This is a genomic window from Erythrobacter sp. NE805, assembly GCF_046452355.1.
GTDB lineage: Bacteria > Pseudomonadota > Alphaproteobacteria > Sphingomonadales > Sphingomonadaceae > Erythrobacter.
On sequence record NZ_JBKFDI010000003.1, the window covers coordinates 274,380 to 296,749 of the forward strand.

The following is a 22,370-nucleotide window of genomic DNA, read 5'->3' on the forward strand; positions in this document are numbered from 1 at the left end:
AAAACGCCCGATTATCGTCGTCATGGCGCAAGCCTATCTCCCGCTCGACCCCGCAACGGGGCACGCAACGGAGAACGACAATGAAGACCATCACCCTCCCCCTCGCCATCCTTGCCGCCGCCCCCGCTCACGCCGACACCTTCGAGGGCCCTTACGTCGGCGTGGCCGCCGGGTGGGATCGCGGCGAGGTTTCGGGCCGGATCGAGGCCACCCCCCTCGCTGCGCAGGCGAGCCGCGACGCGCTCGTTCTCGGCGGCTATGCGGGCTACAACCACAAGCTGACCGACAGGATCGTGATCGGCGCCGAGGCCGGGTTCACCGGGACCGTGGACGACCGTGTCCGCGCGACCTCGGCGGGTGACGCGCTGACGGTCGACCCGCGCTACAGCTTCGATCTGGGTGCGCGCGCGGGCTATCTCGTGACCGACAAGGCGCTGGCCTACGTGCGCGGCGGCTACGCCAACCAGCGCGTCCGCACGTCGCTGGACACCGGCACCGGCATCATCCGCAGCAGCGACAATCTCGATGGCTGGCAGATCGGCGGCGGGCTCGAATACGCGATCACCGAAAGGGTCTCGGCGCGGCTCGAGTATCGCTACAGCGACTTCGGCAGGAATGGCGGCGACTACGAACGCCACCAGACCCTTGCCGCGGTGAGCTACAGCTTCTGACCGCGGCGGCGGAGCGGACCCGCTTTGGCTCCGCCGTCCTCCCTTCCTTCCCGCGACGACCAGCCGCGCCGCGCGGCACGCAGGCCGCGTGCCTCTCAAGGAGCTTTCCATGGCCCGCCTGATTGCCCACGCGACTGCGTGCATCGAAGAAGTGAATGTCGCCTTCGTCAGCGGCTCGCTGCTTGCCGGAGGGCTCCGGCTGGCGACGATCGCCATGGTCAAGGCCGCGAGGCCGCTCCGCGCCCGGCGCATCGTTCCTTAGACGATCCGATGAACGCCGTCACGCCCGACCGTATCTTGGCCAAGCTGCGCCTTGCCCTGCTGGGAGATTGCGGCTGCCTCAGGACCCTCGGCGCATTGTCCGCCGAAGCCCGGTCGCACGGCCTGACCGGCGCCGAGATCGACGTTGCGCTCGCCGGCCGCAGCTTCGAAGCGCGCTCCGATGCGGCCATCGCCTATGCCTGCGCGATCAAGTCGGGTGAGCCCGACACGCTGGAGGCTGCCCATGCGCGGGCGCTGCGGTTGGGCCTGTCGGCAAGCGAACTGGCGACGGTCGCCGAGGCCGCGCGCAAGATCCTCGCGGATGCCCGGTCGTGACCCGCGCCGTGCCATGCCAGGTCCGGGCTGCGGCGCAGCGGATTGATCCGGGGCGCAACCATGCCGCAGGCCACACAGACACGCTCGGCGAATTCCTGCGGCAGGGCGCCAGCCACGGCATCTCCGCCGAACTGCTCCTTGCCATTCTCTGACGGGAACGCCTCACGCCCAAAGAGTGGCTGAACGGCGAAAGCTATTCGATTGCCGACATCGCTCACGCCGTCAGGTGAGCTTGAAGCGGAGCGAAGCGACCATGCTCCGAGCCACGAAGCATTGCAGTCACAGTCGTGCGGCGGCTTATGGCACAATAGGACAGCGAAGCTCGCGCTTGCCTGCGACGGGTTCCGGGGCGGGAGCCGTCTCGCCGCGGCGCGACAGGCGCGCCGTTCAGGGCGCGAACACGGGCGGCCGGCGTCAGCTCCCCGCGCTGTGCGTGTTCGAGCAGCGGTATTCGCCGCCGGCAGGTCCCTCGACCAGCCAATCGGCTTTGCGCTCATCGCGCGGCGTCACCTCGGCGAAATGCGCCCAGACGGCCGCTTGCGTCTCGGGGCGCAGCCACAAGGAGCGTAGCTCGGCGGCGGGCTTGCCGATGGTGATGGACGCCCGCGCGTCCGCGTTCAGTCTGGCTTCTTCGGTAAGGGCGCTCATGAAGTCCGCCATTGCTAGGCGCGGTATCGGGATGTCCGGAAAGTGTCTGCCCGGAGCGCGTTCCATCCGGTTGCACGAGCTGCTGGCTGCTCCGCAGGTCGATCCGCGAACACCGCATCGGTGAACCCCTCGAAGCGGTTCAGCCCGCCTCGTCGTGGTTCCACGACGGCGACATGGACGGTCTCATCGCTCGTGTCCGAAGCTACGAGATCGCTTGCGGCACGGCGTCGGCCAGCGTGCCTTCGGCGCGGTAATCGTCAGGGATGTCGAAATCCTCCCGCGCAAGGCCGCGCGACGCCTGCGGGCCGCGGGGAAAGCCGCTGCGATCCGAATAGTCGCGGTTGCTGCTGTCCTTGCGGCGGTGGGCGGCCTTGGTGCCCGAAAAGGCGATCACGTCGAGGAGCGTGATCCCGACGACCAGCGCGGTGGCAATCGCCGCATTGTGCCGCTTCGGGTTGTCGTGCCGCAGGGCGGTGGAAAGCGTCGCCAGATCGATCATGTCGCCGCCGATCCGGGCCGCCAGCCCCACCTGCTTGTCGATCGACAGGGTGGGAACGGCGCTCGCCATTTCGCGAAGGCCATAGGCACGGATCAGCCCCTGCTTGTGCTCGAGCCCGAGGGCGCGCGCGATCCGGCCCGGCGCGACCAGTTCGGCAATGCCGAGGCCGACCGAGAACCAGCCGAGTGCGCGCGCCAGTCGGTCGGCGCCGGTGAGGGAGCTGGGACCCTTGCGCTCGACGCGGGGGTCTCCTTCGGAACGGGCGATGCCCGTCACTTTGGTAAGCGGCATGGCTGCCTCCTTCAGGGCTGGAGCATGACCTTGATGCAGCCGTCCGCCTTGTCGCGGAACGTGGAATACATCTCGGGTCCTCGGGAAAGGTCGACCTTGTGGGTGATCACGAAGGAGGGGTCGATCTGCCCGTCCTCGATCCGGCGCAGGAGATCGTCCGTCCAGCGCGGCACATGTGCCTGCGCCATGCGGAAGGTCAGTCCCTTGTTCATCGCCTGGCCCATCGGGAGCTTGTCGACGAGGCCAAGATAGACGCCGATGATCGAGATCACCCCGCCGGGGCGGCAGACATAGATCATCTCGCGCAGGACATGCGGCCGGTCGTTCTCGGCCATCAGCATCTGCTTGGCGCGGTCGAGCAGCGTGTCCGGCTGGCTGACGGTGACGTGGCTCTCGGTGCCGACCGCGTCGATGCACCTGTGCGGCCCTTCGCCTCCGGTCAGCTCGTTCAGGCGCTCGATCACGCTCTCCTCGAGGAAGTTGATGGTGATCGCACCTGCCGCAGCCATCGACAGACGCTCGGGCAGGTGATCGATGGCGACGACCTGCTCGGCTCCGAGCAGGATCGCGGAGCGGATCGCCATCTGGCCGACCGGTCCGCAACCCCACACCGCGACCGTGTCGCCCGGCTGGATGTCGGCCTGCACCGCCGCCTGCCAGCCGGTCGGCAGGATGTCCGAAAGGAACAGCAGCTTCTCGTCCGCGATCCCGCCCGGCACCTTGATGTGCGTGGTGTCGGCGAAGGGCACGCGCAGATACTCGGCCTGCCCGCCGGGATAGCCGCCGGTCAGGTGCGTGTAGCCGAACAGCCCTGCCGTGCGGTGCCCGAAGGCCTTGTCGCCCAATTCGCCCTTGCGGTTGGTGCGCTGGCAGACCGAGAAATTGCCGCGCCGGCACTGGTCGCATTCGCCGCACTGGATGGTGAAGGGGATGACGACGCGGTCCCCTTTCTTGAGCGAACCCTTGGCGCCCCTGCCCACCTCGACGACCTCGCCCATGGTCTCGTGGCCCATGATGTCGCCGGGCAGCATCGCGGGGACGAGGTTGTGGAAGAGGTGCAGGTCCGAGCCGCATATCGCGCAGCTGGTGACCTTGATGATCGCGTCGCGGGGCTCTTCGATCTCGGGATCGGACACCGTGTCGTAACGGATGTCCTCCTTGCCGTGCCAGACCAGGGCTTTCATGCGCATCTCCTGCGATGTGTGGCCCCCTTACTCGACCGGTCGCAGGTGCAGCGGCACCCGGTCGATAACTAAGGAACCTTCCGAGGATCGGCGGGATTGCCCGCCTTCCGGCACTTCGCCCGGACGGGATCGGCAGGGAGCCAGACCATGACACGCTCGGCGATGGCGACACGAAGGCCGCAAGGCTCATGAGCGATCGCCGCAAGACCATGCGTTCGGGCGCTTCGCCGGTTCCGACGCAGATCGACCGCTCCCGGCTGCTCGATGCGACCCTCTCCTCGATTCCCGATTTCGTCTATGCCTTCGACGCCGACCACCGCTTCGTCTACGCCAATCCCGCGATGCTCGACCTCTTCGGCCTGTCGCTGGCCGACATGATCGGCATGAACCTTGCCGATCTCGATTACCCGGAGGACCTCGCGGACCGGCTCAACCGTCACATCGATCAGGTGCTGCGCGACGGCGTCACGGTCGAGGACGAGGTCTTCTACCGAAGCCCCACCGGCCGCGCGGCCTATTTCTCCTACCTGTGGGGCCCGGTGCTTGGTCCCGGGGGCGCGGTGGAGCTGGTCGTCGGCGTTTCGCGCGACACCAGCGAGCGCCACGCCTTCGAGGAAGCCCTGAGGGCGAGCGAGGCGCGTCTGCGTGCGGCGACGGAGCTGGCGGGTCTCGGCATCTACTCCTGGGACCCCGAGACCGGCGCGCTCATTTGGGACGACCGGCTGCGCGCGGTGTGGGGTCTTGCTCCGGGCGCCGAGGTGGATCAGGGCGTCTTCGAGGCCGGCATCCACCCCGAGGACCGGCCGCGGGTGCTCGCCGCGATCGGCGCGTGCAGCGATCCGGCGGGCGATGGCATCTACAGCATCGAATATCGGGTCATCGGCCGCGATGACGGGGTCACCCGCCACATCGCCACATCAGGCCGCACGCGCTTTGCCGAAGGGCGTCCGGCGGGGTTCATCGGCGCTGCGATCGAGCTCACCCGGACCCGCAGAAGCGAGGCTGCGGGTCCGGGCCAACGCGGCCCTGTTCCGCAGCTTTGCCGACAACAGCAGCAACCTGATCTGGATCGGCGATCCGGCGGCGGACGTCATCATCTTCCGCAGTGCGGCCTACGAAAAAATCTCGGGCATCGCCTGCTGCGATGCCCCCACCACGTTGTCGCGATGGATGGACGACGTCCATCCCGACGATCGCCACCTGGTCGAACGCGGGCTCGAAAGCGTCCGGGAGGGCGAGGTTGCGCATTTCGAATACCGGATCGTGCGGCCGGCCTTCGCGGTCGATGCTGCGGATGCCGGGGTCGACCGCGCGGTCGGCGCGATGAAGGCCGGGGCGGCGGACTACATCGTCCTCGCAGACGATTGCCCGCACCAGCCGCTCCTCGCCAAGGCGGTGTCGGACTGTCTGGGCGTCGCAAAGAATGTGACGCACGATGAGACCATCGCCGCCCGGATCGCGGGCCTAACCCCGCGCGAGCGCGAGGTGCTGATCGGTCTGGTCGAGGGAGGGACGAACAAGGTCATCGCCAACAAGCTCGGAATCAGTCCGCGCACCGTGGAGCTCCACCGCGCGCGGGTGATGAAGCAGCTCAATGCGAACAGCCTGACCGAGCTCCTCCAGACAGCCCTGTCCGCCGGGGTTGCGCCGCGGGCGAGCGTCGATCGCGGGCGACGCTGAACCTTGGGGCGAGATCGAGAACGTCAGGATGCCCGATCCGACCCAGTAGCAGCTGACGTGATTACAGCTGACTGTCCGCTCAAACCGGCCTGACCGGCAGCTTCTGCCAGGAGCGGACGTCCATAGTGGCAGATGAGAACGACCGGCTCTGGTGCGGAAGCCGGGCGCCGGCATGGTCAATTGCCTCTGGGTTTGCGCACAGCGCGTCCATCGGACCGTGCGAAGCTCGAGGCGAGCCATCACACAGGGGGCATCCTGATCGGCCGAGCCGAGGTCCGAAGTGCCTGACATCATGTTTACAGTGTAAGGATATGCTCCAGAGGTTCACTCAGGAGAAATCGGGCGCTTTCCGGTTTACCGCTTCAGCGCTCATACTTCTCTGCGACATAGACCTGTGCCGTGCTCCCCGGCGCGATGCTGGCAGGCGAGAGATAGAGCCGGCCGTCCCGCTCGATCGCCGTGCTGAAAGAGGTCGGCGCCCCGTCGATGGCGAGCAGGCGCGGCGTGAGTGTCCGGCCCGCGCGGCTGATCTCGACCAGGCAAGGCAGCGGCTGCGGCTGCGGGCGCACAGCGGAGGGAAGCCAAGCGAGGAGGCGGCGCGCCGAAGGATAGGGCGCGGTGCCGTCAACAACTCGCGAACGCGGCGAGAGCAGCGTCACCCAATAGCGCCCGGGCCGGTCGGAGGCGCGGACATTGCCGGTGAAGCCAGGCAGGCCGGTCAGCTGTGCCAGCCGCTTGCCCTCCGGCGAGAACAGGCTCACTCCGTAGTTCGCGCTGTCCGCCACCAGCAGGTTCCCGTCGGGCATCGCAGCGACGCCGTTGGTCATGGCGAGCCCCCGCGCCAGCACCCGCGCCTTGCCGGAGGCCGGATCGTAGCGGACCAGCAAACCCGACCCGCGATGTTCGAGCACCTCGTGATAGAAATCATCGAGACTGCGTCCGGTGGCGGTGGTGGTGAAGGCGATGCTGCCATCCGGCAAGGCGGTGACGTCGTTGGTCCACGAAAGACGCGTGGAGCCGACCCGGTCGAGCACGCGGCGGAAGGTCCCGCCCGGCGGCGCCGCGAGCAAGGTGCCCGCCCGCTCGTCGACCGCGTAAATCGTGCCATCCTGGCCATCGGCAAGGCCGGTGAGGGAACCCCCACCGCGCGCCGCGATTGACCACGCGCCGCTGGCGGGATCGACCGCGGCAACCTCGCCATTCGCGATCGCCACCAAGAGGCGTCCGGCATTGTCGAAGGCGAGCCCGTCGGGCTTGCCGGGCAGGTCTTTCGCGAGCACCCGTGCGGTCAGACGCGGCGCGGTGGCGCAGGTCTGCCCAGCGGGGAGCGGGGGCGGCGGGGTCCACGCGACCGGGTCGATCGGGCTGAAGGCGATCAGCCCCGCCACCCCGAGCGCAGGACCGAGCAGCGCAAGACCGGCAATCCGCCGGATCATGCAGGCATGACGCCGATGTTCTGGAGCAGGGCGAGGCGGTCGTAGATCACCTCCTGCTCGACCACCTTGCCCGCCACGATCCGGTAGCGCGCGGCATAGGTGCCGGAAATGCGCGCGCCGCTCGGCGGGATTGCCGTGCCATCAGGGAGCATCAGCGGGCCGGTGTGAACGCCGCTCATGGTGCAGAAATCGATGATCGCCTCCCCGTCGACGAGCCTGGCATGGGTCCGGACATCGTTTTCGCTGAATGCGCCGAGCCAGACCTGTTCGGCCATGATCCGGGCGGGTTTGCCGGTCATCGAGACCCCCGGGGCCTCGTAAACAACATCATCGTGCCAGTGCATCGCGATGGCATCGAGATCGCCGTGGCGGAAAGCCTCGTGCATCGCGTCGACCACCGCGGCGGGCGAAAGGGCTTGCGGTTGGGCAGTGTCGGTCATCGGGCTCTCTCCGTCAGGCGGGTTGCAGTTCGTGGGCGCGCAGCCATGCGACGGTATCGCGCACGGTCTCGGCGACGGGACGGAAGCCGAGACCGAGCTCGCGTTCCGACTTGGCGTGATTGAAGCGGGTGCGCCCCGCCTCGCGCTTGAGCGACTTGACCGCCGCCCAGCTCAGCAGCGCAGGCTTTCCTGTGGTCCGCGCAAGCACCTCCTGCACGCCGGCCACCGCATACATCAGCGGCAGCGGCAGAGGACGGGTCGGAGCCTTGATGCCGGTCTCCTGCTCCAGCACCGCGAACAGCTCCGCGAGGGTCATGCAGCGCCCCGCCGCGAGATAGCGCTCGCCCCGGCGGCCCTGCGTCAGCGCGGCGATCTGTGCCTCGGCCACGTCGCGGGCGTCGACGAAGGACATGGTCGCGGGCGGCACACCGGGCAGGCGCTGGTGGAGGAAATCGAGCGCGGTCTGCGCGGCCGAGGTCGGCCCGGCATCGCCCGGTCCCCACATCCAGCCCGGCATCACCATCACCGCGTGGAAATCGGGATAGCGCGCAAGCGCATCGAGCACCACGCCGTCGGTCAGGATCTTGCTGCGGTAGTAATCGTCGGCATTGGCGGTGTCGCGCAGCATGGTCTCGTCGATCAGCGCGCCCGGCGGCCCGTCGAGCAGCGCGATCGAGGAGGTGTGCACCATCCGCCGCACCCCGGCGGCATGGGCCGCGGCAATGAGGTCACGCGTGCCGATCACGTTGATGCGCTCGAGCATCGGCCAGTGCGATCCGCCCTTGTAGCTGTCGCGGAAATAGGCGGCGGTGTGGAACAGCGCATCTACCCCGTCGAGGTGGCGGGCAAAGCCGGAGACGTTCTCCATGTCGCCGCTGACGATGGCGAGCCTTGGAGTGTCGAGATCGGCGAACTGCGCAGCCGCCTTGACCTGACTGCGTGCCAGGGCCCGCACATTCGCGCCGCGCGCCACCAGCGCCCGCACGAGATTGTTGCCCAGCAATCCGGTCGCCCCGGTCACGAAAAAGGTCTGGCCATCCATGACGCGCCTCCTTTTGGATTTGATCGAGTATTAGAATACCGTTTGGTATTCGAATTGCAAGTGGTATTGGAAAACATGGCCAGACTGACCCGCACCCAAAGCCGTCAACAGACCCGCGAGCGTCTGCTCGACGCCGCCAGGGACGCCTTCACGCGCGAAGGCTATGCCGGCGCGTCGGTCGACGTGATCGCGGAACGGGCGGGCTTCTCGAAGGGTGCCTTCTACTCGAACTTCGAGAGCAAGGAGGCGATCTTCCTCGAATTGCTCGAGGCCCATATGGGCGAGGAGGTCGCGATCAGCAGCGGTTTCGCTCCGCAGAATGCCTCGGCCGAGGATGCGATCGAGGCCATCGCGGCGCGCTATGCCAGTGATCCGGTCGATCTCGAATGGTGCCTGCTATCGATCGAGTTCGCGCTCCACGCCACGCGCTCGCCCGCCTTCGCCGAGCGGCGCGCGGCGCTCTTTGCGCGCCACTACGCGGCAGTGGCGAAGATCATCGACGCGATTGCTGCCAGCGCGGGGACCAGGATTGCCGAACCGGAGCGAGCTGCCGCAGTGTTCATTGCACTGCGCCAAGGCCTCGCACTCGAACGCAGTCAGACGATGCCCGCGATCAGCTCGGCCGATGTTCAACGGGCTCTGTCGCGGTGGATGCTCGGGTTGGTCGGCTTGGCAGATAGGCCGTCGGCCTGATCCAGCGCCCAGAATTTCGAGGTAAAGTGCGACTGCAGGAACGGGATGGCGGCTTCGGGCAGAGCGGGACATAACCATTGCTGGTTGGGAACGGCGGGCTCTGGGTCGGAAAGCGTCTCAGCATAATTCATTCCGCAGAGCGACTGAGGTTCTCCGGATGACCACCGTGGTCAAAGGAGAACGATCATGCAGACGCCTGAAACGGATGTGCAAATATCGCGATCAGCGCCGATCCTTGCCCTCCGGCCGCTGGGAGTAGACAGCCAAGGCCATTGCACGGATAGCGAGCCTTACGCGATCCCAGTCCGCCGGATCGCACAGCGGCAGGCCAGCAAAGCTTCCCGTCGCCGCGCCAGCAAGCACCATCTGTTGCACGGCTGCGATCAGCACGGCGTTGGTGGCGGGAGCGTCGATCCCCGGGGGAGGAGCGATGTCGCCGCGCAGCCTTGCGATCCAGTCGGCGAGAGCGCGGCTGCGGGCCTGGGCGAAGGACTGGGTGAGCGCGTTCGGCTCCGACAATTCCCACGCGATGATGCGCTGCATCAAGGGATTGGCTCTGAGGACATCCACCAGGGTTTCGAGCAGCCCCGCGACCAGTTCGGCATAGCCTGACGCCGAGGGCCCCGGTGCTGCCGAGAGCGCCTCCTCGATGGCGCGCGCGACGTCGGTGCCGAGCGCTTCGGCAAGGCCATCGAGGCCGCCGAAATAACGGTAGATCAGCTGCTTGTCGCAACCGGCAGCCCGCGCGATCGCATTCACGCCCCAGGCGCCGAACCCTCTTTCGACAAGCACGTCGCGAGCGGCCGAGATGATCGCCTCCTCCGTCCGCGAGCGATCGCGTCCGCGGTCGGCAACTGCTTGGGAAGAGGCGATCGAGGTCGCGGCGGGCATTGTCATGCTTCCTCCCTAAGCGCATCGCCCTTCGGTTTCCAGAGCTAAATCACCGACCGGTGACAAAAGCGCTTGCGTATGTCACCGACTGGCGATATTTGCCATGTCACCACTTGGAGACAAGCTATGCGAACCATTCTCTCACCCCGGCTCCCGACCGACATTCGCAACCCCGTGACAGGCGACCAGATCGCCTTTCTCGCCTCGCCCCTGTCGGGCGACGGGGCCGAGCTGCGCTTCCGCTGCACCCTCCCGCCGCGCGGCGAGGGCGCCCCGCTTCACGTGCATGACACCATGACCGAAACCTTTGCGGTCGAGGCCGGGGTGCTCGAAGTGGATCTCGGCGCAGGACAAAGGGTTCTACTGACCGCGGGCGAGGCGATCGCCATTCCGCCCGGCACCCCGCACGGCTTCCGCAATCCCGGCGACGAGCCGGTCACCTTCCTCACCACCGCCGACGAGGGCGAGGGGCTCGAGACCTTTCTGCGCGGGATGTATGCGCTGGCCGCGGCGGGCGAGACGACGGCAGCGGGGATGCCGCGCGATCCCCGCGCGCTCGGGCTGCTGCTGGGTTACGGCAATCTGGTGATGGTCGGCGCGCCGCGCGGTTTGCAGATTGCGCTGCTCGGACTGCTTGGCTGGGTCGCGCGCCTGACCGGCGCCGACCGCCGGCTGGCCCGGCTGGTGCGCCAGCCATGACCTCCGCCCGTCCCGCCCTCGGCACCGCCACCATCGCGCTCGCGATCCTGTTCAACCTGCCTTACGCCTTGCTCGCTGCCAGTTTCGATTACCCCGCAATCCTGCGCCACCCGCCTGCCGAGGTGCTTGCGCGGTTTGCCGCGGGCGGCGCGGGGCTGGTGCTGACATGGTATGCCTTCGCGCTGGCTGCGCTGGCCCTGACGCCGCTCGCCGTCGGTCTCGCGATCACGCCGCGGCGGCTCACCGAACAGCCGGCGCTGGCGGCCGGTGCGGCGCTGGTCGGCGCGCTCGCAGGGCTGACGCAGGCGGTCGGATTGATGCGCTGGGTGTTCGTCGTCCCCGATCTGGCCCGAACGGCGGCATCGGGTGATCCGGCGGAGGTGGCCGCCGCCGCGCACGCCTTTGCGCTGATCCACACCTATGCCGGCGTGGCGATCGGCGAGCACCTCGGCCAGCTGCTGACCGCTTTGTTCGCCGCGCTGCTGGCGATCATCCAGTGGCGCGAGGGGCGCCGCATCGCCGCTGCCCTCGGCCTCCTCACCGCTCCGCTACTGTTGCTGGGGACAGGCGAGGGTCTGATGCTGGCGCTGGGACGCAATGGCGACACCTTCGCGCTTCTGACCATCGCCGGATTTCTCGGTCTCACTGCCTGGCTGATCGCCACCGGCATCGGGCTGCTGCGCCGCGGCTGAACGCCGCCGTTCTCCCTGAATTTCCGCGTTTTCACCCCGCCAAGGTGCGGCCGCGACGGCCCGCGCCCGGCTTCCTCGCGCCGTCGCACAACACAAGGACAATACCATGAAGACTGCCTCTCTCTCCCGTTTCGTCCCGCTCCTCGTTCTCGCCCTGCCATCGGCGGCCTATGCTGAGGACAACGGTTCCGAGACCAACGACGTCTCCGGCTACACCACCATCGGGATTGCTGCCGTGCCCGACTACGAAAGCGCGGATGATTACCAGATCCTCCCTCTCGTCGACGGCAGGGTGACTTTCGGGGAGCGCTACGTCGCGATCCAGGGCACGGCGATCCGCGCCGATGTGATCGCCGCCGAAGGCTTCGAGTTCGGCCCCGTCGCCTCCTTTACCTTCGGCCGCGATGCGGACATCAAGAACGCCGCCGTCGCCGATCTCGGCCGGATCAAGGACGCCTATGAGGTCGGCGCCTTCGCCGCCAAGACCTTCAATCTTGCCGGGAACGACAACCTGCGCCTCGCGGTGCAGGGCGTGCACGATGTGAGCGATGTGCATGGCGGCTACGTCGTCACCGCCAGCGCCACCTATGCCGCGCCCGTCGGCGAGCGGCTGAACCTGCTGTTCGATCTCGGCGCCAGCTACGCCAGCGACGACTATGCCGAGACCTATTTCTCGGTCACCCCGGCGAGTTCTTCCGCCAGCGGGCTGCCGCAGTTCACCGCCAAGGGCGGCCTCAAGGATGTGGGCGCGCAGGTCACCGCCAGCTACCGCATCGGCGACAACTGGGGTGTGGCCGCAACGGCCGGCTACCGCCGACTGCTCGGCGACTTTGCCGACAGCCCGGTGGTGACCTCGGGCGGCAGCGCCGATCAGCTGAGCGGGGGAGTGGGGGTGTTCTTCACCTTCTGAGGCTTACGGGCCGTCCTGAAGGGTGCGGAGCGATGCTGCGAAACTTTCGGCAATCGCCGAATAGACCGCATCGCTCCGGCTTGCCCGAGAGAGGGTGCGCGCGCCTTCGAGAGCGGCGATGAACGCTTGCGCGACAGAACGGGACGCGTTCACGCCGCACGCGGCAAAATGAGACGCTGCGGCTTCCACCCACGCCTCCAGCCCGGCATGGACCAGCGCCGTCAGATCCGGATCGCCCGGCGCTCTCTCGGTCGCGATGTTCTGCAAGGCGCAGCCCAGGGTGAAGTCGCTCGCTCGCATTTCCTGCGCGAAGCCGGCGCAGAGCAGCCGGATGAAGCCTGTCGCATCGCCCGGCGTCGCGGCCGCCGCAGCAGCGATCGCCGCCACCCCGCGCGCGGCGAAGCGCTCCGCGATCTCGGCGGCGAGCTGATCCTTGCCGCCCTTGAAGTGGAAATAGAACGATCCCTTGGGCGACCCGCTCTCCTCGATGATCTGCGCAAGCCCCGTCGCGGCAAAGCCCTGACGGCGGAACAGGTCTTCGGCGGTGGCAAGCGCCTTGTCGCGGGCATCGGAGGTGCGGGGCATGGCAAGGGCCTAGCACAGGGCGCTTGACGAATCTATGGCGATCATCATAATATGGTGATTGCCATAGTATTGTGGCGCATCAAGGAAAGGATCACCTCCATGCCGCTCGTCCAGATTTCCGTCCCCGCCGGTTCGCTCTCGCAGGAGCAGAAGGCGCTGATGGTCGCCAAGGTCACCGATGCCTGCGTCGAGGCCGAAGGTGTCCCCGCCGTCCGCCAGTTCACCTGGGTGCACATCAACGAAGTGCCCGACGGCGGCTGGGGCATGGCGGGGCGGGCGCTGACGCTCGACCAGATGAAGGCCGCGCTGGCGCCCCGCGGATGAGCGGCGCGGTGACGGGGGCGGGCGTTTCCCGTCGGACTGTCCTTGCGGGCGGCGCGGCGGCGACCGCCGCGCTCGCTCTGCCCCCGGCGGCGCTGGCAGCCGGTCACACCGCTTTTCCTGCGCTTGTCACGGTATCGTCCGTCACCGCGCAGGATGCCGCTTCGCTAGCCCGCTTGATCGAGGCCATCGCCGCCGCCGCTGCCGACGGCGGCGCGGATCGCGCGCGGACATGGGTGCTGGTCGGTGCGTGAGCTCATGTTCCTCGCGCCGGGCCAGCTCGAATGGCGCGAGCGGGCCGAACCGCGCATCAGTTCCCCCAAGGATGCGCTGGTTCGGCCCATCGCGGCGACCACGTGCGATCTCGATCGCCTGATCATCCGCGGCGAGACCCCCTTCCGCGGCCCCTTCGCCATCGGCCACGAGTGCGTGGCCGAGGTGGTTGCGGTGGGCGAAGCGGTGACCGGCTTTCGCGCTGGCGACCGGGTGGTGGTGAACTGGCACATCTCCTGCGGCCATTGCCACCACTGCACCACCCGCCGCCCCAACGCCTGCCTCGCGCATCAGCCGGGCGCGATGTATGGGCTTCCGGGCCTTGGCGACTGGGGCGGGATGTTCAGCGATCTGTTGCGCGTCGTCGAAGCCGATGTCGCGCTCACCCTGTTACCCGATGGGGTCGATCCGGCCGCAGCCGCCAGCGCCGGCGACAATCTGCCCTTCGCCCGGGAGTTCACCATTCCGCATCTGGCGGACAACCCCGGTGCGCCGGTGCTGGTGATGGGCGGATGCGGCTCGATCGCGCTCTATGCCGTGATGTTCGCGCTGGCCGGCGGCGCTGCCCGGGTCGAATACCGCGATACCGACCGCGCCCGGCTCGAGATCGCATCGCATTACGGCGCCGATGTCGTCGAAGGCCCGCCGCCGCGTCGCGCCGGAGCCTTCCCGATCGTGGTCGATGCCAGCGCCGATCAGGCATCCCTGCTGTGCGCCCTGCGCTCGGTCGCACCAGAGGGGATCGTCTCCTCGGTCGGCGGTCATTTCGGCGAAGTCTCCATGCCACTGTTCGAAATGTATCAGCGCGGCGTGCGCTTCTACACCGGCCGGGGGCGCGGCGGTCCGAATGTTGCCGAAGCACTGGAATGGGTGGCGCAAGGCCGGGTTGACCCGGCTCCGGTCGTTTCCTGCATTGCCCCGTTCGAAGAGGCGCCGGTCGTGCTGGCCGAGGGGCTCATGAAGCCGGTGCTGATCCGAAGCTGACCCTCGACTTTCGAATTGTCGATGCGCGATCGGGCCTTCAAGGACGACGTGGTCGAATTCGGGTCACGTAGGGCGCTTATCGGCCCGGTTGCGTTGCGCCGATGCCGATCCTCGACTTTCAAGCCGGAATGGCGACTACGAGCGGACACAGACGCGCAATCGGATGTCCGCCTGCGACGGTTTGTGGGGCGAGAGCCGCCGACGCCTGTTCGCTGGTCGAACGTCAGTTGTCCGGCTCTGGATTGGCAGGCAATCGCTCGATCGTGCGTTTGCCCGCAAGCACGCAAAGCCATCCGCTTGCGGTGCTGCGACCATGGGCCTCGCCAAGCTTTACGGACATCTCACCGACAAGACTGAGATGACCGGCGGGGGCGGGAAGCTGCGCCGGGCGCGGGCTGCCGCGAGTTTCGCGAGGTCGAGCCCGGCGAGCCATTCCGTCAGCGCCGCCTGGCCGGCCGCCACCGCTGCGGGGCCGAGGGTCTCGTAGTCCCTGAGCAGCGCTGCCCGGTCCTGCCCCGCCTCGGCGAGGTCCCCGTGCATCTGCTCGGCCCAATCGAAGATGCGCTCGTCCTCGCCCATCTCGGCGTGGAACTGGAGCGCGAGGAGATTCGCGCCCCGGCGGAACGCCTGATGGCGATAGGTGGCGCTCGAGGCGAGCAGCTCGACGCCCTCGGGCAAGGTGAAGGTGTCGCCGTGCCAATGCAGCAGCGGCACGCCCTCGAAGTGGCGCAAGGGGCTGGCGAGCGCCGGGCGGTGCAGCGCGATCGGCGCGAAGCCGACCTCCTTGGCGTGGCCCGCATGGACCCGCGCGCCGAGCGCCGCCGCGATCATCTGCGCGCCGAAGCAGACCCCGAGCGTCGGCAGATCGGCATCGAGCCGGCGCTTCAGGCGGCGCAGCTGGCAGGCGATCCACGGCCGGTCGGCCTGATCATAGACCGCGAAAGGCGCGCCGAGCATCACCAGCAGGTCGGGCTCGCCGAGGTCGACCTCGGCGAAGTTCGCCGCCGTCACGTCGATCCGGTCGACGACATAGCCCGCGCGCTCGATCGGCGCGCGGAAGCCGGCGAGTCCCTCGCGCGGGACGTGTCTGATGACGAGGGCGCGTTTCATCTCGGGCTCACATTCTCAACACGATCGGTAGAGTTTATGTGAAGAGGCTGGCCCGTAAAGGTAGAAAATATATGCTGGGGTAAAACCCGGCGCGTGAGCCGCGTGAGGATGCCGCATGAACCCGATCTATGCCGCCATGCCGACGACGATCTTCGAGGCGATGTCGGCACGCGCCCGGGAGGCCGGGGCGATAAACCTGGGACAGGGCTTTCCGGAAGGACCGCGCCCTGACCGCGTCATCGCCCTCGCCGCGCGGGCGCTCGAGGAGCGAGGCAACCAGTATCCGCCCTCGCCCGGCCTGCCCGAACTGCGCGCGAGCATCGCGCGGTGGTATGGACGGCACCAGCGGCTGGCGCTCGACCCGGGCGAGGTGATCGTCACCTCGGGCGCGACCGAGGCGCTCGCGGCGAGCCTGCTCGCGCTGATCGCGCCGGGCGACGAGGTGCTGCTGTTCGCGCCGCTCTACGATGCCTACCTGCCGCTGGTCGAGCGTGCGGGCGGGCGCGCGAAGGTGCTGCGCCTCGCGCTGCCATCGGGCCGGATCGACCGCGCGGCCTTCGCCGCCGCCATCTCGCCGCGCACGCGCCTCGTGGTGTTCAACGATCCGCACAACCCGCTCGGCACCCGCGCCGACCCCGAGGACCTCGCCTTCCTCGCGGAGGCCTGCACCGCGCACGACCTGATCGCGATCTGCGACGAGGTGTGGGAGGCGCTGGTCTTCGACGGCGGCGAGCACCGCTCGCTGATGGACGTCCCCGGAATGCGCGAGCGCACCGTCAAGATCGGGTCGGCGGGCAAGATCTTCGGGCTGACCGGCTGGAAGGTCGGCTGGATGTGCGCCGCCCCGCCGCTCGCGCGGGTGCTCGCCAAGGCCCACCAGTTCCTGACCTTCACCACGCCCCCCAACCTCCAATGGGCGCTCGCCGAGGCGCTCGAGAGCGAGGACGCCTGGGTCGCCGCGGCGCGCGCCCACCACCAGGCCTCGCGCGATGTGCTGGCCGAGGGCCTCGCCCGCATCGGCCTCGTCCCGCTGGCGAGCAACGCAACCTGGTTCGTCTCGGTCGACCTCGCCGCCTCGGGCATCGCGCGCGGCGACGCGGCGTTCTGCGAGGCGATCATCGACCATGCCGGGGTGGCGGCGATCCCCGTCTCGGCCTTCTACGCCGAGGACCCCGCCACCCACCTCGTGCGCTTCTGCTTTGCCAAGGAGCGCGCGACGCTCGAGACCGCGCTCGCCCGCCTCGGCGCGGCGCTCGCGGTTCCCGGGCTGCTGCGCGACTGACACACGGCGCGCGGGGCCGCATCCGGGGACCGGCCCGGCGAGAAAAAGCGCCGCTGTCGCCAAGCTGTCCCCGATCGGCAACGGCCCCGACACACAAGCGCCCTAGCCGCTTCCCGACCGACAGGCTCGCTGTCCAAGGGGGAATTCTCATGCTGAAGTCGACATGGCTTTTCGGCGCTTCGGCGCTCGTCCTCGCGCCCGTCTCCGCGCTCGCCGCGCAGGATCGGCCCGCCGCCGAGAAGGACGCCGAGGAGATCGTCGTCACCGGCTTCCGCAAGGGCGAACTCGAAGCGGTCGAGGCCAAGCGCGAGGCCTTCGTCGTCTCGGATTCGATCGTCTCGGACGACATCGGCCGCCTGCCCGACCAGAACACCGCCGCGGCGCTCCGCCGCATCCCCGGCGTCTCGGTGCAGGAGGACCAGAACGAGCCGCGCTTCCCCTCGATCCGCGGGCTTCCCCCGACCTACAACCGCACCCAGATCAACGGCGCGATCGTCGCCACCGGCGACAACGGCGGCTCGCGCACGGTGCCGCTCGACACCGTGCCCTCGAACTTCGCGCAGCGGCTCGAGGTCACCAAGACCGTCACCCCCGAGATGGACCCCAACGCGATCGGCGGGATCATCAACATCGTCACCCGCAGCGCCTTCGACAGCGACAAGCCCTTCCTCAACGCGACCGCGGCCTACACCCTGCTCGAGCAGGCCGACGACATCGCCAGCCAGAAGGTGAGCTGGCGCGCGAACGCGCAGGGCGGCACCCGCTTCGGGCCCGACGGGCAGTTCGGCATCGTCGGCCAGCTCAACTACTCGCTGCGCAACTACGACATCACCCAGTTCGAGACCGCCACGCCGAGCTTCCGCGAATACACCGCCGCCGGCGCGCCGGTCGACCTCGGGCGGGGGAACGGCATCCCGGTGCCGGTGCAGGAGCGCCTGTTCCTCTACAACAACGTGCGCGAGCGCATCGGCGGGGCGCTGGCGCTCGAATGGCAGCCGAGCCAGGCCGTCTACATGCGCCTGTTCGGCACCTACAACCGTTTCAAGGACAACGAGACCCGCGACGAGAACCGGCTCGAACAGGTCGGCAACGTCACCAACCAGACCGCGACGAGCGGCACTTTCGCGAGTGCGCGCAACGTCATCAACCTGAACCTGCCGACCACCACCCAGGCGATCTGGAACGTCCAGTACAACGCGCGCTTCGAGGCGAGCGAGCAGCTGCGGATCGATTTCGACGCGGTCTATTCGGGCGGCGAGGGCAAGGAGGTCGGCCGCGGCGAGACCTTCCGCTCAGCGAGCAGCGCCGCCTTCGGCTTCAACTACGACACCACCGACTTCTTCTTCGAGTTCGCCCCGATCACCCCCGCGAGCCTCGGCAACCCGGCGCTCCACCCCTTCCTCAGCCGCACCGAGAGCCTCAACACCACCAATCAGGACATCTACGAGGGGCGGCTCAACCTCACCTACGACCTCGATGCGGGCGGCGCCGAGGTCGAGCTCAAGGCGGGCGGGATCTTCCGCCGCACCGACCATGTCCGCAACCAGGACCAGACCACCTACAGCCTCGCGGCGAACTCGGGCGTCACCTACACGCTCGCCGACGCCTTCGTGCGCAAGCCCCTCAAGGTGATCGGCGGCAAGCGCTTCGACCTCGCGATCGATCGCGACAAGGCGCTCGCCTTCTTCAACGCCAACCGCAGCGCCTTCACCGCCGCGACCAACAACGTCAACGGCGATTTCACCGTCACCGAGGACATCTACGGCGGCTTTGTCCAGGCGCGCGCCAAGTTCGGCGACCTCGAGGCGCTGGGCGGCCTGCGCTACGAGCGCACCGAAGTGAGCTCGACCTCGGTGCGGGTCACCGGCGGCGTCGCCGCGCCCTCGAACGCCGAGGGCGGCTTCGACAGCGTGCTCCCCAGCATCCACCTGCGCTGGAACGCCGCGCCCGACTTCGTGCTGCGCGCCGCCTGGACCAACACCATCGGCCGCGCCAATTTCGGCGACGTGACCGCGCGCGAGACGCTCAACCTCATCGCCGGGGCGATCCCCACCCTCGCCCGCGGCAACCCGGGCCTGAAGCCGCGCGAATCGATGGGGCTCGACCTCTCGGCGGAATATTACACCGGCAACGGCGGGCTGTTCTCGATCGGGGTGTTCTACAAGGACATCAAGAACGAGATCTTCACCCTCACCTCGGTCGAGACGCTCGACCTCGGCATCGGCCGCGGACCCGAGCAGGTCGAGGTCTCGCAGCCCGACAACGCCCAGTCGGCGACGATCTTCGGGATCGAGGCGGCGGTGCAGCAGTCGCTGACCTTCCTGCCCGAACCCTTCGACGGGCTGGGGATCAACCTCAACGGCACCTTCATCGACAGCGACCTTGAGGTGCTCACCACCGCGGGCCCGCGCAAGCTCGGCTTCTTCCTCCAGCCGAAATGGGCGGCGAACGCCTCGGTGTTCTACGAGAAGGGTCCTCTCGAGGCGCGGGTCGCCTACAACTACACCGGGGGCTTCCTCGAAACGATCAACCAGACCATCCCCGCCGCCGACCAGTTCTGGAAGTGGCGCGGCACGCTCGACGCGCAGATCCGCTTCCGGGTGACGCCCAACATCGACCTGTTCGTCGAGGGCGAGAACCTCACCGACAGCCGCCGCATCGAGCTGACCGGACCGAACCGCGACCTCCTGCAGGAATCCGCGCAATACGGCCGCACCTTCAGCATCGGCGCCTCAGTGGTGCTGTGATGCGGCGGCTGGCGCTCGCCCTCGCCTGCGCACTCGCGGCGCCGGTCGCGGCGCAGACGGCGCCCGAGGCGCCGCCGCGCGCCGCGCCCCCCGCGCCTCCGCCGCCCGACGAGAGCCTCGCCGCAACCGAGGTCGCCCGCTGGACCGCGCCCGAGGCGCGGCAGGGTGTCGCGGTCGACGCGCGCCACTTCTACGCCGTCGTCAACAGCCGCATCGGCAAGTATCGCAAGTCCGACGGCGCGAAGCTCGCCGAATGGGTGGGCGACCGCATCGCGATCCGCCACCTCAACAGCTGCGTCGCCCTGAAGACCGAGCTGGTCTGCGCCAACAGCAATTACCCTGAGACGCCGATGGCGAGCTCGGTCGAGGTGTTCGACACCCGGACGATGAAGCACCTGCGCTCGGTGCCGCTCGGGGTGCGCGACGGCTCGCTGACCTGGATCGAGCGGCGCGGGCCGCTGTGGTGGGCGCTGCTCGCCAACTACGACCCGCCGCGCAGCCATCTCGGGCGCACCCATCGCGACACGCGGATCATGCTGCTCAACGACGCCTTCGCCGAGGTCGGCGGCTATGCCCTGCCCGACAGCGTGCTGACCCGCCTCGCCCCGCACTCGGTCTCGGGCGGCAGCTTCGGCCCTGACGGGCTCCTCTACCTGACCGGCCACGACGCACCCGAGTTCTATGTCCTGCGCATCCCGCGCGAGGGCCCGGTGCTCGAACACGTCGCGACCATCGCGGCGCCGATCGAGGGACAGGCCTGGGCGTGGGACCGCAGCGCCGGGCGCACGATCTACGCGATCACGCGGCGCAGCGGCGAAGTGGTGGTGTTGCGGATGCCCGAAGTCCGGCCCGCGCGCTGACCCGCTCTCGCGCGGCGTCAGGCCCGCTCCAGCCCGGGCCCAGGTCGCGCCAGACCCCCTCCAGCCTCGTCCAGACCCCCTCCAGCCGGCGTTTGCGCGCATTGTTTCACCTCAAACATCGCGCGCCGCTGCTGGTCGCAACCGCAGGGCGGGCCGGGGCACCCTCCCGCCCCGCCTGACCTATGTGAAGGCCGCCCCCGCCTCCCCCGCGCAGCCTCGCAGCCGCTCAAACACAGGAGGACATGTCATGAGCCAATCCATCAACACCGACGAAACCCGCGAACTCATCGCCTCGAGCAAGGTCGAGGGCACCGCGGTCTACGACCCCGACGGCGACCGGCTCGGCACGATCACCAGCTTCATGGTCGACAAGCGGTCGGGCCAGGCCGAATATGCCGTGCTGCAATTCGGCGGTTTCCTCGGGGTCGGCGCCGATTACTACCCCGTGCCGTGGCAGATGCTGTCCTACAGCACCGACCACGGCGGCTATGTCGTCGACCTCGACAAGGACATGCTCGAGGACGCCCCGCGCTACGGCAGCGAAGAGGAGGCGCCGGAATACAACGCCGATTACGACCGCGCGGTCTTCACCTACTACGGCGTAAGCTACTGATTCTCCGAGACACCGAGGCCCCGCCCGGAGAGCGGGCGGGGCCGTCAGGTCGTCGGGTCGAGCGTCTCGGCGACCTCCCTGGTCTTGCGCGCGGGCAAGGCGATCATCGCGAAGATGAACAGCGCGAAGGCGAGGCAGATCGCGTTGGGGATGATCAGCGTCCACTCGCCCTTCAGCACCCCGAAGGTCGTCCACGAGGCGAAGGAGAGGCAGGTCAGCGCGAACATCGCGAGGCTCAGCCCCTTGGTCGAGCGCTCGCGGATGATCTTCCACGCCTGCGGGGTGAAGCTCGCGACCGAGGCCGCGGCCCCGACCGTGCCGATCACGGTGGTCCAGTCGAAGTTCATGTCTCAGCTGCCGACGATCGTCCCGCCATTGGGGTGGAGCACCTGCCCGCTCATGTAGCTCGAATCCTCGCAGGCGAGGAACAGGAAGGCGGGCGCGACCTCGTTGGGCTGGCCGGGGCGGCCCATCGGCACGTTCTGGCCGAAGGTTGCGAGCTTCTCCTCGCTCGCCCCGCCCATCGGGTTGAGCGGCGTCCAGATCGGCCCCGGCGCGACCCCATTGACGCGGATGCCCTTGCTGGCGAGGTTCTGCGAGAGCGAGCGGGTGAAGGCGGTGATCGCGCCCTTGGTGGCCGAGTAGTCAAGCAGCTCCTCGGCGCCCTGGTACATCGTCACCGAGGTGCAGTTGATGATCGCTGCGCCCCTCTCGAGGTGCGGCATCGCCGCCTGGACCATGTAGAACATCCCGAAGACATTGGTCTGGAAGGTGCGCTTCAGCTGCTTCTTGCTGATCCCGGTCACCTCCTTGTCGGGGTGCTGTTCGCCCGCATTGTTGACGAGGATGTCGATCTTGCCGAACTTGCGGATCGCAAGGTCGACGATCTCGCGGCAGTGGTCGCGGTCGCCGATGTCGCCGGCGATAGTGACGGCCCGGGCGCCCTCGTCCTCGACCATCTCGGCGGTGGCCATCGCGTCCTCCTCCTCCTCGAGATGCGAGATCACGATGTCCGCCCCCTCGCGCGCGAACAGGACGGCGACGGCGCGGCCGATGCCGGAATCGCCGCCGGTGACGATCGCGACCTTGCCCTCGAGCCGCCCCGAGCCGGGGTAGCGCGGCTCCCAGTCGGGCTTGGGATCGAGATCGGCCTCGAGGCCGGGGAGGTCGCCTTCCTCCATCTTGGAGACGAGGTAGCTATCGGACATGGGGAGTTCCTTCT

Annotated in this window: 27 protein-coding genes and 2 pseudogenes; 18 read left to right on the forward strand and 11 right to left on the reverse strand. The window is 68.4% G+C overall.

The genetic code is table 11. The features are described 5' to 3' along the window. The first annotated feature begins 80 nt into the window (after window positions 1–80). The 4 genes from ACLBKU_RS12815 to ACLBKU_RS12830 all read left to right on the forward strand — a co-directional run bounded on the left by ACLBKU_RS12815 (window position 81) and on the right by ACLBKU_RS12830 (window position 1,420). The gene (locus ACLBKU_RS12815; protein ID WP_410179945.1) at window positions 81–671 is read left to right on the forward strand and encodes an outer membrane protein; all 591 of its coding nucleotides are present in this window, start codon (window positions 81–83) and stop codon (window positions 669–671) included. A gap of 109 nt (window positions 672–780) precedes the next feature. After that, window positions 781–933, forward strand: a complete 153-nt coding sequence (locus ACLBKU_RS12820; RefSeq protein ID WP_410179946.1) for a hypothetical protein — start codon at window positions 781–783, stop codon at window positions 931–933. A gap of 8 nt (window positions 934–941) precedes the next feature. Next, window positions 942–1,268: a hypothetical protein gene (locus tag ACLBKU_RS12825; RefSeq protein ID WP_410179947.1), complete on the forward strand. Its 327-nt coding sequence runs from the start codon at window positions 942–944 to the stop codon at window positions 1,266–1,268. Next, on the forward strand, window positions 1,265–1,420 hold the full coding sequence (locus ACLBKU_RS12830) for a hypothetical protein (RefSeq protein ID WP_410179948.1): 156 nt from the start codon (window positions 1,265–1,267) through the stop codon (window positions 1,418–1,420). Before ACLBKU_RS12825 ends, ACLBKU_RS12830 begins: the two co-directional genes overlap by 4 nt. Before the next feature lie 262 nt (window positions 1,421–1,682). Here ACLBKU_RS12830 and ACLBKU_RS12835 read toward each other — a convergent pair whose 3' ends face one another. The 3 genes from ACLBKU_RS12835 to ACLBKU_RS12845 all read right to left on the reverse strand — a co-directional run bounded on the left by ACLBKU_RS12835 (window position 1,683) and on the right by ACLBKU_RS12845 (window position 3,890). After that, window positions 1,683–1,916: a hypothetical protein gene (locus ACLBKU_RS12835; protein WP_410179949.1), complete on the reverse strand. Its 234-nt coding sequence runs from the start codon at window positions 1,914–1,916 to the stop codon at window positions 1,683–1,685. A gap of 202 nt (window positions 1,917–2,118) precedes the next feature. Continuing rightward, entirely contained in the window at window positions 2,119–2,706 is a 588-nt protein-coding gene (locus ACLBKU_RS12840; RefSeq protein ID WP_410179950.1) for a hypothetical protein, read from the reverse strand. An 11-nt stretch (window positions 2,707–2,717) separates the two neighbouring features. Further along, window positions 2,718–3,890, reverse strand: coding sequence for a zinc-dependent alcohol dehydrogenase (locus ACLBKU_RS12845; RefSeq protein WP_410179951.1), 1,173 nt, complete (start codon window positions 3,888–3,890; stop codon window positions 2,718–2,720). A 209-nt stretch (window positions 3,891–4,099) separates the two neighbouring features. Here ACLBKU_RS12845 and ACLBKU_RS12850 point away from each other — a divergent pair. The 3 genes and pseudogenes from ACLBKU_RS12850 to ACLBKU_RS12860 form a co-directional block, all read left to right on the forward strand. Further along, a pseudogene (locus tag ACLBKU_RS12850) lies at window positions 4,100–4,882 on the forward strand (PAS domain-containing protein); the annotation flags it as partial. Beyond that, window positions 4,779–5,102, forward strand: a pseudogene (locus ACLBKU_RS12855) (hypothetical protein); the annotation flags it as partial. The pseudogenes ACLBKU_RS12850 and ACLBKU_RS12855, both read left to right, overlap by 104 nt. Window positions 5,103–5,315: 213 nt before the next feature. Further along, window positions 5,316–5,570 carry a response regulator transcription factor gene (locus tag ACLBKU_RS12860; protein WP_410180180.1) on the forward strand — a complete coding sequence of 85 codons (255 nt, stop codon included), beginning with the start codon at window positions 5,316–5,318 and terminating at the stop codon, window positions 5,568–5,570. A 362-nt stretch (window positions 5,571–5,932) separates the two neighbouring features. Here ACLBKU_RS12860 and ACLBKU_RS12865 read toward each other — a convergent pair whose 3' ends face one another. From ACLBKU_RS12865 to ACLBKU_RS12875, 3 genes are read right to left on the reverse strand one after another with little or no spacing between them, the layout of a single operon-like run. Beyond that, entirely contained in the window at window positions 5,933–7,006 is a 1,074-nt protein-coding gene (locus ACLBKU_RS12865; protein ID WP_410179952.1) for an SMP-30/gluconolactonase/LRE family protein, read from the reverse strand. Continuing rightward, the gene (locus ACLBKU_RS12870; protein ID WP_410179953.1) at window positions 7,003–7,446 is read right to left on the reverse strand and encodes an ester cyclase; all 444 of its coding nucleotides are present in this window, start codon (window positions 7,444–7,446) and stop codon (window positions 7,003–7,005) included. Before ACLBKU_RS12870 ends, ACLBKU_RS12865 begins: the two co-directional genes overlap by 4 nt. 13 nt (window positions 7,447–7,459) lie before the next feature. Next, window positions 7,460–8,488: an SDR family oxidoreductase gene (locus tag ACLBKU_RS12875; protein ID WP_410179954.1), complete on the reverse strand. Its 1,029-nt coding sequence runs from the start codon at window positions 8,486–8,488 to the stop codon at window positions 7,460–7,462. Window positions 8,489–8,563: 75 nt separating this feature from the next. On the opposite strand from ACLBKU_RS12875, the gene ACLBKU_RS12880 reads away from it, so the two are divergent. Beyond that, window positions 8,564–9,181, forward strand: coding sequence for a TetR/AcrR family transcriptional regulator (locus tag ACLBKU_RS12880; RefSeq protein ID WP_410180181.1), 618 nt, complete (start codon window positions 8,564–8,566; stop codon window positions 9,179–9,181). A gap of 222 nt (window positions 9,182–9,403) precedes the next feature. Here the strand turns inward: ACLBKU_RS12880 and ACLBKU_RS12885 are convergent, their stop codons facing one another. Continuing rightward, the gene (locus ACLBKU_RS12885; RefSeq protein ID WP_410179955.1) at window positions 9,404–10,072 is read right to left on the reverse strand and encodes a TetR/AcrR family transcriptional regulator; all 669 of its coding nucleotides are present in this window, start codon (window positions 10,070–10,072) and stop codon (window positions 9,404–9,406) included. A 174-nt stretch (window positions 10,073–10,246) separates the two neighbouring features. Here ACLBKU_RS12885 and ACLBKU_RS12890 point away from each other — a divergent pair, with 174 nt between their 5' ends. The 3 genes from ACLBKU_RS12890 (at window position 10,247) to ACLBKU_RS12900 (ending at window position 12,373) form a co-directional block, all read left to right on the forward strand. Then, window positions 10,247–10,771 (forward strand): cupin domain-containing protein, encoded by a 525-nt coding sequence (locus ACLBKU_RS12890; RefSeq protein ID WP_410179956.1) that lies wholly within the window; start codon window positions 10,247–10,249, stop codon window positions 10,769–10,771. Next, window positions 10,768–11,463, forward strand: coding sequence for a DUF4386 family protein (locus tag ACLBKU_RS12895; RefSeq protein ID WP_410179957.1), 696 nt, complete (start codon window positions 10,768–10,770; stop codon window positions 11,461–11,463). Before ACLBKU_RS12890 ends, ACLBKU_RS12895 begins: the two co-directional genes overlap by 4 nt. A gap of 106 nt (window positions 11,464–11,569) precedes the next feature. Then, window positions 11,570–12,373, forward strand: a complete 804-nt coding sequence (locus tag ACLBKU_RS12900; RefSeq protein WP_410179958.1) for a MipA/OmpV family protein — start codon at window positions 11,570–11,572, stop codon at window positions 12,371–12,373. A gap of 3 nt (window positions 12,374–12,376) precedes the next feature. Here the strand turns inward: ACLBKU_RS12900 and ACLBKU_RS12905 are convergent, their stop codons facing one another. Beyond that, the gene (locus ACLBKU_RS12905; protein WP_410179959.1) at window positions 12,377–12,958 is read right to left on the reverse strand and encodes a TetR/AcrR family transcriptional regulator; all 582 of its coding nucleotides are present in this window, start codon (window positions 12,956–12,958) and stop codon (window positions 12,377–12,379) included. Between the two features lie 99 nt (window positions 12,959–13,057). On the opposite strand from ACLBKU_RS12905, the gene ACLBKU_RS12910 reads away from it, so the two are divergent. The 3 genes from ACLBKU_RS12910 to ACLBKU_RS12920 are packed head-to-tail and all read left to right on the forward strand — an operon-like array spanning window position 13,058 to window position 14,536. Continuing rightward, window positions 13,058–13,282 carry a tautomerase family protein gene (locus ACLBKU_RS12910; RefSeq protein WP_410179960.1) on the forward strand — a complete coding sequence of 75 codons (225 nt, stop codon included), beginning with the start codon at window positions 13,058–13,060 and terminating at the stop codon, window positions 13,280–13,282. Then, window positions 13,279–13,533, forward strand: coding sequence for a hypothetical protein (locus ACLBKU_RS12915; RefSeq protein ID WP_410179961.1), 255 nt, complete (start codon window positions 13,279–13,281; stop codon window positions 13,531–13,533). The genes ACLBKU_RS12910 and ACLBKU_RS12915 overlap by 4 nt, the downstream gene beginning before the upstream one ends. Window positions 13,534–13,537: 4 nt before the next feature. Further along, on the forward strand, window positions 13,538–14,536 hold the full coding sequence (locus ACLBKU_RS12920) for a zinc-dependent alcohol dehydrogenase (RefSeq protein ID WP_410179962.1): 999 nt from the start codon (window positions 13,538–13,540) through the stop codon (window positions 14,534–14,536). A 330-nt stretch (window positions 14,537–14,866) separates the two neighbouring features. Here ACLBKU_RS12920 and ACLBKU_RS12925 read toward each other — a convergent pair whose 3' ends face one another. Next, window positions 14,867–15,646: a glutamine amidotransferase gene (locus ACLBKU_RS12925; RefSeq protein WP_410179963.1), complete on the reverse strand. Its 780-nt coding sequence runs from the start codon at window positions 15,644–15,646 to the stop codon at window positions 14,867–14,869. A 115-nt stretch (window positions 15,647–15,761) separates the two neighbouring features. Between ACLBKU_RS12925 and ACLBKU_RS12930 the strand changes: the two genes are divergently transcribed. The 4 genes from ACLBKU_RS12930 (at window position 15,762) to ACLBKU_RS12945 (ending at window position 21,148) form a co-directional block, all read left to right on the forward strand. Next, entirely contained in the window at window positions 15,762–16,928 is a 1,167-nt protein-coding gene (locus ACLBKU_RS12930; protein ID WP_410179964.1) for an aminotransferase, read from the forward strand. 149 nt (window positions 16,929–17,077) lie between these two features. Further along, window positions 17,078–19,675, forward strand: a complete 2,598-nt coding sequence (locus ACLBKU_RS12935; protein ID WP_410179965.1) for a TonB-dependent receptor — start codon at window positions 17,078–17,080, stop codon at window positions 19,673–19,675. After that, window positions 19,675–20,535 carry a hypothetical protein gene (locus ACLBKU_RS12940; RefSeq protein WP_410179966.1) on the forward strand — a complete coding sequence of 287 codons (861 nt, stop codon included), beginning with the start codon at window positions 19,675–19,677 and terminating at the stop codon, window positions 20,533–20,535. The genes ACLBKU_RS12935 and ACLBKU_RS12940 overlap by 1 nt, the downstream gene beginning before the upstream one ends. A gap of 247 nt (window positions 20,536–20,782) precedes the next feature. Beyond that, window positions 20,783–21,148, forward strand: a complete 366-nt coding sequence (locus tag ACLBKU_RS12945) for a PRC-barrel domain-containing protein (RefSeq protein ID WP_410179967.1) — start codon at window positions 20,783–20,785, stop codon at window positions 21,146–21,148. A gap of 44 nt (window positions 21,149–21,192) precedes the next feature. Here the strand turns inward: ACLBKU_RS12945 and ACLBKU_RS12950 are convergent, their stop codons facing one another. Together ACLBKU_RS12950 and ACLBKU_RS12955 are read right to left on the reverse strand one after the other, a co-directional pair. Next, entirely contained in the window at window positions 21,193–21,495 is a 303-nt protein-coding gene (locus ACLBKU_RS12950) for a SemiSWEET family sugar transporter (protein WP_410179968.1), read from the reverse strand. 3 nt (window positions 21,496–21,498) lie between these two features. Further along, window positions 21,499–22,356 (reverse strand): SDR family oxidoreductase, encoded by an 858-nt coding sequence (locus tag ACLBKU_RS12955; RefSeq protein ID WP_410179969.1) that lies wholly within the window; start codon window positions 22,354–22,356, stop codon window positions 21,499–21,501. Window positions 22,357–22,370: the final 14 nt, after the last annotated feature.